The following is a 13,151-nucleotide window of genomic DNA, read 5'->3' as shown; positions in this document are numbered from 1 at the left end:
CCAACCCCGATCGCATCCCGCAATCCCGACAGCCCACGAAACGGCGCGCGGCCCGCGCGCCGCAACCGCGACAAGAAAGGATCACCATGGACTACCCCATCGAAAACCCCACCCGCCGTGCCACCGGCACGGCGACCGATCCGGTCGCCGCCGCCTACGCCGAGTTCATCTCCGACGCGCACCGTACGGCGACCAGCCGCCGCGATGCCGCCGACATCCGGGTCCACCAGCTGACCGTGGGCGGGGCGGACGGTGACCTGTGCGGGGCGGTCGCGGGCATGGCGCGGGCCCGCGCGTACGCCGGATGGTGGGACCGCGTCACGGCCGAGATCGAAACCGGTGGGTACGACCCGTGCGACGCGTTGCACGAAATCGCCGACATCGCTCTCACCACGCTGGTTACCACCCCGGTCCCCGACCATGCCGACGGGTTCGCCCGCGCGTTCAACACCGCCCACCTGGACGGCACCCGCGCGTTCTACTTCACCGCCACCGAGCACGCGCCCACCACCCCCGTCCCCATCACCCCGTGCCCGGACGACCGGACGACCGAACCGGCCGCGCCCCGGCACATCCCCCGCCACGCCACCGGCCCTAATGCCCCGCGTCATGCCACCAACCGCACGTCCGACGTGATGGGCGGGCGGCACCGTGACGACATCCCGCCCGGCCGCGCCGCCCGCCGCGCCCACTAGACCCCAACCGCCAAACGGCCCCGTCCCGCGCCCTCACGGCGCGCGGCGGGGCCGACCCGTCCCCGGCCACACCCCCCGAGGGGCCGTGACCGGACGTGCGGGCTGGGGCATGGCATCGTGACCGACCCCGGGCTAGGGACGAACGGGGCCGTCCCCGGGCGTGTGTCGGCCGGGCCGGTGGCCGCGCCGGTCGGCGGGGTGTGGGCGGCGGCGGTAGGCGTTGCTAGGCGCGCCCGGGCCCGGACGGTACCCCCACGGGTGGTTGGTGCTGATCGGGCGCGTATGGGCACGTCACGGCCCCGGCATGGTATGCGGGCCCGTCGTGGGGCCCGTTCGTGGTCGTGCACCGATCCGTGAGCCTGACGAGCCCGGTCCGCTCTCGGCGAGGGAAGCCCCACCTCAACACAGGAGGCATGGGGCGCGTCAGGTAGCCGGCGGACGCCGTGGGCTGATCGGCTCGGCTGCCGGGCTCGGTGAGGAGTTGACGATCGCGCGTGTCTGAGCAGGAAGAGCGCTAGGCGGGGTGTTGGCCTGCCCCGCCTAGCGCTATCCGGGTTTTCCTACTCAATCAACTGGTCATGTAGAGAAAGCGACCTGGTGAGGGGCCAGGAGGCCGCGTGCGGGGGCGTCTTCGAGATTGATCCAGAAGACGCCGGGGTGGCTGGGAGGGCGGTGGTTGATGTGCTGGAAGGTGCCGCCGAGGTGCCAGGCGCGGATGGTGAACAGCCGGGCCGGGAACAGGTAGGCGGTGGCATTGGCGGCGTCGCGGGCGAGACGTTCCTCGGTCACGGGGAACCTGACCGGGGACGCGGTGCGCGGGTAGAGGATCAGGGCCGCCCAGTCGATGCGGCCGTCCCAGGCCCGCTGATTGGGCGATCGTCCCGGCCGGTAGGGCAGCACCCCGAGCAGTCCGTGATGGGTGTCGAGGGTCACGCCCGCGGAATCGGGGCTGATCAGTGACGCAAGCGCGAGCGGGTCGACCAGCTGAGCCACCTCCCGCACCAAGGACTCGGGCACAGCGGTCGTGTCGGACCTGGCGTCTGCCGCTGCGGCCTGGGCCGCCGGAGCATCCGGATCACGGCGTGGCGTGTCGGTCATGACGGAGGATCCCCCTGTCATCGTGACGGCGCGGGGCGGCTGAGCTGGATATGCGAAACAACCAGCGGGCCGACCCGGCGCCTACGAAACCCGGCCCCAGGACGGAACCGGACCGGCATGCACCCCCACCTCCCCGATCAAGGGCAAGCCCGCCCTTGACGGGTGACCCGACCCTGTGGGACGCGCCGACCATCCTCGCCGCGTCCGAACAACAGCGCAGTTTGGCGAAGGACGCTGACCGACGGGACCACCGAGAGGCGAAGGGCAAGCCCCCACGCATTTGGGGCGACTGTCCGCAACAGAGCAGGGTGGGACGGCCACCGGGACGTCCCACCCTGCGCCGGAAGCTGGGGCTGCCTACTCAGGTGGCCGCGTTGGGGAAGGCGACCTGATAAGAGGCGAGGTCCCCCCGTGCGGCGGCCTCCGGCAAGTTGTTGATCCACAGCATGCCGGGGCGGGCGTTGTCGAGGTGGTCGATGCGCTGGAAGGTGCCGTCGGTGGTGGAGGCCTGATCGGTGAAGATCTGGGCGGGGAACAGGTACACCCGGGCGCGCATGCAGTCCATGATGATCCGGCGCACGCTGCTCGGGCGCACTTCCGCATTCAAGGCCGAGATTGAGGGGAACAGGATCAGCGCCGCCCAGTCGGCGTGCGCGGTCCAGCCGTAGGACTCTTCGGTCAGGCCCGCACGGAAGGGCAGCACGTCCACCAGGCCGCACGGCCCCGAGACCAGGGCCCCGCCGCGAGCGTGGCCGAGGGAGGCGATGGCCAGGTCTGGGACCAGCCGGAACAGCTCATCGACCAGTTCCTCGAACCGGGCCGGATCGACGGTCTGGAAGGGCGAGCGGGCGGAGTCTGCGGGATCGATCATGGTGGGTTGTGCCTTTCGCTTGCGTGCGGGGCGGGGACGATCACCCGCCCCGCTGGCCTGTCGCCTGCCCGGCCCCGGTCGGGACCGGAGCGCCATGCACCCCCACCTCGGCGATCAAGGGCAAGGCCTGCCCGCGGCCACGCGGAATCCCGTGTCTCGTCTTCGCAAGGACGTCCGCCCATGACGGGATGCCGCCCGACTCATCCTCTCGGTAAACGAGTAATCACTTTATGTAGCCACTAGAGTTGGGGCCGTTGCCGCGCTCCGCCCGGGGGGTGTGGGGCGCGGCAACGACGATGTTTGGGTGAAGTGATTGGCCCGGTTCGGAGCGGCTGAAGGCAACCGGCGCAAGTGGGTCGGTTGGAGATGCGGGTGACTATCGTGTGGACCGCCCGGCTCTGGCAGGGGATTTGTCGATCAATCGCTGACCTGTTCCGTTGATGCGGGCGTATCCGACCAGGTCGGTTCGTGTGCCGATGGCGGAGACTCGGACGGTGGCGCCGGTGTGTGGGGCCTCGATCATTTGGTCTGGTGACAGGACGAGCCCGACGTGGCCGGGGGAGCCTGCTGATCCGTCGGCTCCGTTGAAGAACACCAGGTCGCCAGGGGCCTGCTGGCCTGGTGGAACGTGTGACAGGCGCGCCCACTGCTCCGTGGTGGTGCGCGGGATGTCGATACCCGCCTGGTGCCAGGCGAACTGGACCAGGCTGGAGCAGTCGAAGCCGATCGTGTTCGCGCCCCTTCCGGTTCCGAGGCTGGGGCCGCTGGGTCCGCCGCCGCCCCAGGAGTACGGGGTTCCGAGCATCCTCAGCGCCGCCCGGATCGCGAGGCCGGCACGCCCGGAGACGCTGTCGGTGAGCGTGGCGCAAGCGCTGACGGCGGCATCTCGGCTGTAGGCGGCGGCTTGGGCAAGGACGCCCTTCACGTACTGCCGATCGTGGTTGTAGGCATAAAGGGCCTGCTCCATCTGGGCGGGTGCGCCGTTGTGCCGCAGGTAGTTGGCGGCGCCGAAGATGGCGTCGGCCGGGTCGTAGACGTCTTTGCGGCCATCTCCGTCGCCGTCCACACCGAAACTCGCCCATGTGGACAGCAGGAACTGCATGGGCCCAGCGGCGCCCATCGAGTTGGTTCCCGAGTGGATTCCCGGTCCGGCGGCCCGGCCGTGTGAGGACTCGGCGTTGCCGACGGCGGCCAGCACGTTCCACGGCACTGCGTACTTGGTCCCGGCCTGGACGTACAGATGCAGGTAGGCGGGCGGGATGCTGGAGGCGGCTTTGCCGGGTGTGCTCTGGCACGCGGCGGTGCCGGGCCGGCCGAGGGAGAACATGCCGAGGGTGGTGCTGAAGGCGCCGAGGACGGCGACCAGGACCAGGCCGCCGAGCCCGGCCCCGGCCGCGATCAGGACCGGCATCAGTCCCGCCTCGGACCGGAGATCGGTGGGGTGCCGGTTGCCCCGGGCTGGTCGTGGGTGGTCCAGGCGTCAGCGAGTGCGGCGAGCCGGTATCGGGGCCCGGTGGTTCCGGCGGGCAGCCAGATCGGCCCGGCCGGGCCATCGGGCGCGATGTGGCTCAGGTCGGTGGGATGCGGAGTGCTGAAGTTGGCGGGTGCGGCGCGGACGGCGGTGGCGACGGGTGCTGGTGGGGTGCCGAGGAGGCGGCGTAGATGGGCCTCGCGGTCGGGGTTGGGCAGCCAGAACAGGACGGGGGTGTGCATGCCGGTGGCTTCGGCGAGTTCGCTGTAGCCGGCGAGTTTGGCGATGACCTTGCTCAAGGGTTCGGTGCCGGTGTCGTGTTCGAGGAAGAACTCCACCGCCAAGGGCGGCTGGCCGGGTAGATGTTCGCTCCATCGGCCGAAGGCGTCCGGGCGGGCGTGCAGGCCCCAGGCGCGGTGGCAGCGATGTTCGGACCACCACTGCTCCAGCGCGGCGCGGGCTTCCGGATGTTGGGCATGCGCGTGCAGGCGGGTGAAGAACTCGTTCACGCCGAGTTGGTGCGGGACCGTCTGACACAGCAAGTAGGCGACGGTCTTGTCCTCCCGGTAGCCGAGTTCCTTAAGGGTGACCCCTCGCCGGGCGGCCAGCGCTGTGGCCCCGACGGGACCCAGGCCCCAGCGGAACTGGATGGGGCCCGTGCCGGGCGCGGGCCGCTGCCGGAGAATCGCCTTGAACCGGTGCAAGCGCAGCAGGCGACGGCGGGCCACCACCAGGCTGGAGAAGTGCAGGGCGGCGAGTTGCCCGGTGGTGAACACGCGGTGCTCCCACAGGTGCTCCAGGATGTCCAGGTCCCGCTCGGTGAGGCGTTCCAGCAGCGCACCGGCGGCGCGGAGACGGCGGCGGCGACGGCTCGGATTGGGCTTGGATGCGCGGAGTTCACTCATGGTCGTGGTCCTCCTGGCGGCGGGTGAGGTGTCCTTGGGAGCCTCGGCGGACGTCGCGTGCCGGGTTGGGCCGGTGTGGACGGGGAGGGTGGGCGTCGCAGTGGCCGGGGCAGGTGCAGGCGTCGCTTGATAGGGGGCTGTAGGCGGCTTGGGATGCGGCGCGGACCGCGTCGGCGCGGCCGGGGATCGGCTCGGGCAACGGACGCGAGCGGAAGGTGAAGGTCGCGACTGGAGCGGAGCCGTCCATGATGCGGGCGGCGGCTTGGTAGGCGCCCAGATGGATCAGGTCATGCTCGCCGAGCAGCGGAGCGGTGTGCCGGGTGAGGGCGTGGGCGTCTTCGGGTGAGACGGCGAAGTAGACCTTGTTGCGGGCGTCGGCCGACACCGCCTCGCGCAGGTCCTTGGGGAACTGCGATAGGTGCTGGTGGGCGATCACCAGGGAGAGGCGGTAGGCGCGGGCTTCGGCGAGGATGTCGGAGACCGAGCCGGGCAGGTTGAGGAAATTGTGGGCCTCGTCGATGTAGGCGGTGGCGTCCCGGCGGGCGTGTTCGGGCAGCGCCGCGCGAGGGGTGATGGCCTGCCAGGTGTGCGCGAGGACCAGGGAGCCGAGCAGGCGGGCGGCGTCCTCCCCGAGCACCCCCTTGGCGGCGCGGACCAGGATCAGCCCACCGTGGTCGAGGGTCTTGGCCAGGTCCACCGTGGAGCGTGCGCCTGACAGGGCTGCGCGGACGAACGGGCGCAGCAGCACCGCACGTAGCTTGTTCATCACCGGGCTGATCAGTTGCGCGCGGGCACCGGGCGTGAGCTCGTCATAGCCCTTCCAGAACTGGTCGAGCAACCCGGGCTGGAGTTGACCGGTGACACTCACCCGCAGCGCGTCTTGTTCAAGCAGGCGCGGCAGGTCGGCCAGGGTCGCCTTGGACTTGTTCACCTGGGTCAGGGTGAGGCATGCCGCGCGCATCAGGTCGTCCATGCGCGCCCCCCAGGAGGAGGCGAAGCAGCGACGGAAGGTGGTGACGATCGCCTCGGCGGCGAACGCCGGGTCAGGCCCGGCCAGCACATTCAGGCAGGGCGGCGGCCCGTCCTGGGCAGGGTCGAACACCACGGCCTTGCCGATGGCACGCTCGGGCAGCCGATGCAGGATGTCTTCGATCAGGTCGCCTTTGGGGTCGATGACCAGCGCACCGCGTCCCGCGTTTGCGTCGGCGAGGATCTGACCGGCCAGGAAGGTGGACTTGCCCACGCCGGTCTGCCCGACCACATGGACATGCTGCCGGGCCCCTGCGACGGTGAGCCCGACCGGGCGCGCTGGTCCGGCGTCGGCGTCACCCAGGATCCGCATCGATGTGCCTGAAGAGGCTCGGACACGGCCCGGGACGCGGGGTGACGGTGCGACGGGGCGGGCACCGGCGCGGGAGATGCCGGGCGCGTCGGCGGCGTACGGCAGGTGTGCCAGTGCGGCCAGCTCGTCGGCGCCCAGCAGCATGCCGCGCTGAAGCGTGCGGGCGGCCAGGTGGTAGGCGGGCCGCCAGAGCCGGCGACGACGCAGATGCTGGAACGGCGAGGCGTACTGGGCGAACGCGGCGGCGAGCTGGTGGGCGTGGCTCCGTAGCCAGCCCCGCATCCACTCCGGCCGCGCCCGAAGGTTCGCCTGTGGCCTTGCGGTGGATGAGGAGCCGGGCTCCTCGTCTCCGGTCGCGGCGGTCGTGGCGGGGATGTGGGCGGCGGCGTAGGTGATCTGGACGGCGAAGCGGGGCTGAGCGGCTTTGGTCAGGATCGCGCGTACCTGGGCGGCGCGTTCGGGATACATCTGCGTCAGTTCCCAGGAACGCATCGGCTGGTCCTGGCCGGGCGTGGCCAGGTCGAACAGGGCTGCTTGCGGTGCGCGGGAGCGGGCACCGCGTAGGTGCGCGGCTGCGCGGTAGGCGCACCGCAGGCGGCGGCCGGTGATGGGACGGGCCAGGATCTGCACGGCCAGGTGTTGGCCCGGGCCGAGTCCGGACATGGCCTCCAGCAGTCCGCGGATCGGATCGGTCTCGGCGTCGTGTTCGACGGCGAGGGGGAAGTGGTCGCGGTTGCCCAGCACGATCCGCCCTCCGCGCGCGATGGCGTCCGGCGGTACAAGCGGTTCGGCGGGACGGGTGGTGAGGGTGGCGCCGGGCCACGCGGCGCGGGTGATCTTCTCCACGGTCCCGGGCGGGATGGTCCCGGGGACCCAGATCTGGAAATGCACGCCGTCGGTGTCGGCGCGGTACTCAAACCCCAGGTGCGGCTGTCCGAACAGCAGCCGCCGGTAGGGGGAGGTGTGCAGTCCGGCCAGGTGCCGCCACCATGCGGTCGCGCTCTCGGCCGCTACGTGCGGCGGGACGGCGACCTCGATCAGGTAGGCGCCGCGGGCGTGGCGGCTGCAGCGCCAGCGCCACACCACCGCCTGCCCGGCGGTCTGGGCCGCCAGCAGGCAGAAGACGGCGGCCGCGAGGATCGGGCCGAGGTCGGCGAAAGCGTGAAGTAGCAGGCCGGGCAGCCGGGGCAGCAGGCCGAGGTGTTGTTGAAGCCAGTGCAGCAGCGGCATCGACGGCGGACGCAGCGACGGCAACGGCGAGAGCGGGGCGGGCGTGGACGGTGACGGAGTGGGCGGGTGGGTGTGGGCGATCATTACGGCACCTCCGGAGCATCGTCGGGTGTGGCGGTGGTCAGGGGGTGCGCGGTCACGCGTGGCTCTGTGGCCTCCAGTTGGGCGAGTTCAGCGGGGCTTGTGGTGGCCAGGGTGTGCTCGGCCGGGCTGGCGATGGCGCAGAAGGCGGCGCGGTCGCTGCCGCCGCCGGCCCCGAGCAGAAGTCCCTGGCCTTGCTCGGCGGACAGCAGGAACGCCTGCTCGCCGTCGGTGAGGTCGAACGCGTCGGCGACCTGCTCGATGACCTGGGGTGCTTGGCGGAGCAGGATCTGGGTGGCGGCGTTGGCGATGACTGCCTTGCCCAGGTCGCAAGACAGCAGGTCGGCGGCGTCCTGGGTGACGACCGCCAGCCCGGCCCAGTGCTTGCGGGAGGACTTGGCCAGCCGGTACAGGAACCGTGCGCCCGCGTCGGTCTGCATGAGCGTCCATGCCTCGTCGACCACGACCAGGCGGCGGCGCCGGTCGCCGGGGTCGGTGACGCGTCGCCAGATCGCGTCCAGGGCGAGCAGCATCGCCACCGGCCGGACCTCGTCAGGCAGATCCCGCAACGAGAACACCACGAGATGCCCGTCGGGTGGGGTGGTCGTCGGGCCGCACAGCAGACCGGAGTAGGAGCCGGAGGCATACGGTTCCAGGTGGGTGGCCAGGTCGGCGGCATGGGTGTTGCCGGTGTCGGCGGCCACCGACAGCTGCGCGACCAGGTCGGGCAGCAGCGGCGCGGGGCGTCTCCAGGTGCGCGGGTCGGCGGTGATCCCGGCGGCGGCGTAGGTGGCGATCACGGCGCGGTCCAGCGCGGCCCGCGCGGCGGGAGCCAGCGGCTGGGCGAGGATCGTCTCGACCAGCGTCTGAAGGAACAGGGCGCGGCGGGTGAGGGTGTCGGGTTCGCCGGTGTCGGGCAGGTCGAAGGGGTTGAGCCGCACCCCGGCGGCGCCGAGCGCCAGATGGGTGCCGCCGACCGCGCGTGCTAGGCGACGGTATTCGTCTTCGGGGTCGATGACCGCGACCTGCACCCCGCTGTACAGCAGCCGCAGCGCCTCCAGTTTGGTGAAGTAGGACTTCCCGGCGCCGGAGCGGGCGATGGTGACCGAGTTGTGGTTGTCGGCGGCGAACCGGTCCCAGGTCACCACACCGCAGGAGTGGGCGTTCAGCCCGTACAGCACCGGGGTGTCACCGAGGACGGCCTGGATGTCGGGCGAGGAGAACGGAAACGCCGCAGCGAGCGCGGCGGTGTCGAACGCCCGGCGAACGCCGATGTCGTCGGCGCCCAGCGGCAGTGTCGTCGTCCAGCCCTGCAGGGCGCGGAAGGTGGTGGGCTGGGCGTCCAGCAGCATCGAGGCGCACAGCGCCCGCACCCGCTGGAGGTGTTCGGCCAGCTCGTCCCGGTCGTTTGCGTGGACGGTCACATATAGCCCGACCTGAAACAGCCGCCCCTGCCCGCGGGCCAGGCACGCGGCCAGTTCCGCGGCGTCGTCGGCGGCGGTCTCGACACCGAAGTCGGCCAGTCGCCCGGCCGCCGCACCCGCGCGGGAGGAGGACTCCAGGCGGGCGAGCTGGCGGCGCAGCCGTTGCGCGGCGATCAGCGGCGGGACCGGTTCGATATGCAGCGCGACCTCCACCCGGCCGGGGTAGGTCAGCAGCGGCTCCAGCCAGCCCGCCTGGACCTGCCGCGGATATCCGGCGATCGCGAACGACGAGCACACCCCACCGGGCAACTCCACGATCCGGGCCTGCACCCGCAGCGCCGACGGCCCGAAACCGCCCTCGGCAGTGTCAGTGACCTGCGCCGTGCCAGCGTGAGTGGCGTCTCCGGTCAGGGGGAGGGAACCCAAGCGTCCGAGACGGTGGACAGCGAACGGGAACCTCATCGCGACTCCTCCAGACCGGTGATGACTTCGTCGGGACGGGCGAGGCCGGCGAGTGGGACCTGACCGGGCGACAGGGCCTCGGCGAGCATCTGGGCGCAGCCGTCGGCGTCCAGCACCCGCGCGGTGATCCCCAGCGCGCCCAGGGCGCGGACGGTCTCCTCGGCGCGACGCAGCACGACCGCCGCCCCGCGCTGCCGTGCCAGGTGCTGCTTTCTGTCGAGGACACGGGGAAGGCCGCCCGTGGCGGCGCCGGTGCCGTCGCGGATCACGATCAGTACTTGGCGGGCCAGCAGGTCGGCCGAGGCGTTCACCTGGTGCAGGTAGGCCGCGTGATCCAGCGCGGCTTCCTCCAATGCGGGATCCGGCAGACCCGGGGCGCCGTGGGTGATGTGCTCGGCCAGGCCCGACAGGTCCACAGGGCGGGTGTGCAGCAGGATCTGCACGGGCACCTCCAGCGAGTTCAGCCATCGCCCGAACGCGGTGACCAGCGCGGCCTGCTCGCTGGTGGTGCGTAGCCCGAACGAGACCGTTCCGGCCTGCACTACGGCCGCCACCCCGCCGCTTGCGGCCAACTCCAGGACGCCGTCCTGCCGGACGGCACGGACCGGCAGCCGTAGGGGCGCCGGGAGCTGCGCCCGCATCCGGCACCATCCAGGAGGCGCCAGGGCCGGGCCTTCGGCGCGGATGAGCTGCTTGGCGCCGCGGGCGTGCAGCAATGCAGCCAGGGCGAAGCGGTCCAGGCTCATCCCGTCCCGGCGCGCGAGCGTCAGCACGGCCCCGAACGCCAGCACTGGGAACAGCGCCGCGACCAGAACCGGCAAGGGGACCAGAGCGTGCAGCAGCGAGTACCCCAGAGCGCAGCCCATCCCTGTGCCCGCCAGGATCACCACCTGCCGAGCCGTCAGACCGTAAATGATCTTGTCGGGTTGGTTGACGTCGGCCGGGATCTGCGCGGTCAGCGGCTCGGCGTCCATTAGATGACGCGGCATCATGACCTCCTGCTGTTACGTCGGTATTCGACCCAGACCGGGAAGGGCCGCGGTGGCACCGGACGGGTCCGGGCTTGGGGCATCGGAAGCGGCCGGTATGGGCGCGCAGGCCTCGTTGTCGAGGTCGGGCGTGGGCCGGATCGGATGTTGACCGGCCGCGCAGGCTGCTGCGGCAGCGGGAACGACACGGGGTACGGGCGTCGCGGAAGCGGGTCCTGCGCCCCCTTGGCCGACCCTCCGGGCGGAGGTGTCTGCCCTGGCCCGGGCCGGGTCTGCGTCGACCCGGGCCGGGTCTGCGTCGCGGGTCGTGCTTGCGGCCCGGCTCCGGGGTTGTTCGGCGGCGGAGGTTGTCCGGGGACGGGCACCTGCTTGGGCTGAGCCGTCCAGTTCTGCTGTCGACGCCGCTTGGGTTTGGAGTTCGACTGAGGTTGTCCCGAGCCTCCGCCCGGGGATGACGGCGGCTGAGACGACGCCCGGCGGTGCTGGCCGCCGCGCGCCGAGGGGACGAAGTAGCGGGCAGCCCGGTACAGCACGAACGTCTTGAGGAAACCGTTGAGGCCGCGGGGCTGGGCCTGGTTCCAGATGGTCCGCGCCACCCAGAACGGGATCCGCAGCAGCACCCACATCAACGCGATGATCAGCAGCAGGTCGATGAAGTCCTGCCCGTTGGTGGGGATGGTGAAGAAGGTGTCGTTGCGCGGCCGTGCGGGGTCGAACGACAGCAGCACCTCCACCGCGGTGACGAACACCAGCGACTGGCAGACCTGGATCGCGAGCATCCCGGTGATCCCGCGCCACCACAGCACCGCCAGCCCTTGGGTGAAGGGCAGGGCGTGGAACATCAACGCGACCGGCGCGGCGGCGATCAAGGTGACCGTGATGGCCAGGCGGGTGACGTAGGTGAACGCCACGCATCCGGCGAGGATCACCGCGACCAGCGCGATGATGGTGACGAAACTGGAGGTGGACCTGGCGGCCGACTCCATCGTGCGGGCCAGCACCTCGGCGGCCTGGTGCACCTCGATGTGCCGGCCCCCAGCCTGCAGGAACGCATTGGCCAGTCCGTTGGCGAAGTCGATGCCGTAGCCGATCGCGGTCAGCGACAGGTTCGCCGCCAGGAAGCCCCACACGACGCGCGGCAGGACATCGCGGACACCGATCTCGTGCGGCAGCGACGTGCCGCTGATCAGCAGCACCCCGGCCGTGGTGATCAGAAGGACGAAGCAGGTGTTGGCGATCCACTGCGAGGTGTTCCACACCTGCCGGGCGCGGTCCATGGACGGCGCGTTCATGCTCGGGGTGGCGAACACCGTGGCCCCAAGGAAGGTGAAGGTCGGACCGATCGCCGACGACACCAGCCCGCCGAACCAGGCGGTCACCGCCCCGCGTACCTGACAGGGCAGATCGAACATCCCGCAGTGGTCCTGCTTGGAGTGATCGACATCCCAGTGGTCGGGGGCCGAGTCGTCGGGGTTGTCGATCTCGGTCTGGGTGACCGGCACCCACTTGCCCGGCGCGATCTCGCACAGGAACGGCTTAGATGCTCCCCACGGCGCGGTCTTGACCTTGCCCTCGCAGGTCCCCGGGCCGGGCACCGTTCCGGGGGCCGGGATCGGCTGCTCGGGCGTGACCGGCGCTCCCGGCTTCCCACCCGGAGCCTGAATCCAGGGCGGATGCGAAGGCATCGGGACCGGCGGCTTCGGCGAACTCGCCACGGTCAGGGCGTGCATCGGCGTCGATGCCACCGCGTCCTGCGGGGCGGCCCGCAGGCTGGTGCTCGCGACCGCGGGACCGGCTGAGATCGCGAGTGCGCCGAGTGCAGCGGCAACGGCCAGAAGCAGCCGGTGCCCCAACCCCGGGCGAGACCCGTAGCGCCGGGTAGGGCGGCTCACGCGCCCACCACCTGCTGGAGCAACTGCACCAGCAGCGGTGCGAGCACGGCAATGCAGTAGCCGATGGCGGCGTAGCGCAGGCAGCGCTTGGCGGCCTCGACCTCGCCGGGCTCGCCGGCGGCCAAGATGTAGCGGACTCCGCCGATGGTGGCGAACAGCGTCGCCAACCCCACCAGCAGCCCGACGATGACGGTCCGCAGGTTGCTGATGACCTGCCCCAGCGACGCCGCCTCGGCCAGGCTGGTGGCGGCATCGGCCACCCCGGGGACCATCAGGGCCGCGCCCAGGCATCCGGCCGTCCACAGCGCGGAGGCGGCCAACCGGCGCGCCAGGCTGGGCACCGCACGGTCTCCCCGACGGCCGAAGGCCTGGCGCGGGCTCCGGGACGATACGGACGCGCCGCTGCAACGGGCGGCGGTGTCGCGCGCCTGGTCGTCCTCGTCAGAAGCCGGGCGGGGGCCGGGGCGGGTATTGAGGTAGTCGGAACGGTTCGAGCAATGGCTGGTTCGGCGGTGTGGGTGGTGCTCGGACATATGGGATCTCCCGTGGCGGGACGCGGCTGGAGCTGACGGGTCGTGCGGGAGAGCGCGGCACGGGCCGGGGCCGGGGCTGCGGGTGTCCTCCTTCGAGGGACCGGCGTGACGGTGAAGTGCGGTGGGGACCGGGTGACCGTCCGCCCCTTGCGGTGGCC

At 71.5% G+C, this 13,151-nt stretch carries 10 protein-coding genes; 1 reads left to right on the top strand and 9 read right to left on the bottom strand.

Annotation, left to right across the window (positions count from 1 at the left end; translation table 11 throughout):
- The first annotated feature begins 86 nt into the window (after positions 1 to 86).
- A complete protein-coding gene (locus FHU30_RS41010; protein ID WP_253883118.1) occupies positions 87 to 695 on the top strand; it encodes a hypothetical protein in 609 nt (202 codons plus the stop codon).
- A 576-nt stretch (positions 696 to 1,271) separates the two neighbouring features.
- On the opposite strand, the gene FHU30_RS41005 is transcribed toward FHU30_RS41010, so the two are convergent.
- The 9 genes from FHU30_RS41005 to FHU30_RS40965 all read right to left on the bottom strand — a co-directional run bounded on the left by FHU30_RS41005 (position 1,272) and on the right by FHU30_RS40965 (position 12,993).
- Positions 1,272 to 1,688, bottom strand: coding sequence for a hypothetical protein (locus tag FHU30_RS41005; protein ID WP_253883117.1), 417 nt, complete (start codon positions 1,686 to 1,688; stop codon positions 1,272 to 1,274).
- Positions 1,689 to 2,154: 466 nt separating this feature from the next.
- Positions 2,155 to 2,664 (bottom strand): hypothetical protein, encoded by a 510-nt coding sequence (locus FHU30_RS41000; RefSeq protein WP_253883116.1) that lies wholly within the window; start codon positions 2,662 to 2,664, stop codon positions 2,155 to 2,157.
- A 376-nt stretch (positions 2,665 to 3,040) separates the two neighbouring features.
- Positions 3,041 to 4,075: a C40 family peptidase gene (locus FHU30_RS40995; RefSeq protein ID WP_253883115.1), complete on the bottom strand. Its 1,035-nt coding sequence runs from the start codon at positions 4,073 to 4,075 to the stop codon at positions 3,041 to 3,043.
- Positions 4,075 to 5,040 (bottom strand): replication-relaxation family protein, encoded by a 966-nt coding sequence (locus tag FHU30_RS40990; protein WP_253883114.1) that lies wholly within the window; start codon positions 5,038 to 5,040, stop codon positions 4,075 to 4,077. The genes FHU30_RS40995 and FHU30_RS40990 overlap by 1 nt, the downstream gene beginning before the upstream one ends.
- Complete coding sequence (locus tag FHU30_RS40985) at positions 5,033 to 7,696, bottom strand: type IV secretion system DNA-binding domain-containing protein (RefSeq protein ID WP_253883113.1); 2,664 nt, start codon at positions 7,694 to 7,696, stop codon at positions 5,033 to 5,035. The genes FHU30_RS40990 and FHU30_RS40985 overlap by 8 nt, the downstream gene beginning before the upstream one ends.
- On the bottom strand, positions 7,696 to 9,543 hold the full coding sequence (locus FHU30_RS40980; protein WP_253883112.1) for a VirB4 family type IV secretion system protein: 1,848 nt from the start codon (positions 9,541 to 9,543) through the stop codon (positions 7,696 to 7,698). Before FHU30_RS40980 ends, FHU30_RS40985 begins: the two co-directional genes overlap by 1 nt.
- A 32-nt stretch (positions 9,544 to 9,575) precedes the next feature.
- Positions 9,576 to 10,553 carry a PrgI family protein gene (locus FHU30_RS40975; protein WP_253883111.1) on the bottom strand — a complete coding sequence of 326 codons (978 nt, stop codon included), beginning with the start codon at positions 10,551 to 10,553 and terminating at the stop codon, positions 9,576 to 9,578.
- Positions 10,554 to 10,567: 14 nt separating this feature from the next.
- Entirely contained in the window at positions 10,568 to 12,460 is a 1,893-nt protein-coding gene (locus FHU30_RS40970; protein ID WP_253883110.1) for a hypothetical protein, read from the bottom strand.
- The gene (locus FHU30_RS40965) at positions 12,457 to 12,993 is read right to left on the bottom strand and encodes a pilin (RefSeq protein ID WP_253883109.1); all 537 of its coding nucleotides are present in this window, start codon (positions 12,991 to 12,993) and stop codon (positions 12,457 to 12,459) included. Before FHU30_RS40965 ends, FHU30_RS40970 begins: the two co-directional genes overlap by 4 nt.
- Between the last annotated feature and the right edge of the window lie 158 nt (positions 12,994 to 13,151).

The sequence above is a fragment of the Actinomadura rupiterrae genome, from assembly GCF_024172125.1.
Lineage (GTDB): Bacteria > Actinomycetota > Actinomycetes > Streptosporangiales > Streptosporangiaceae > Spirillospora > Spirillospora rupiterrae.
The sequence above is the reverse complement of the archived record's forward strand: the minus strand, read 5'-3'. Positions and strand labels throughout refer to the sequence as shown.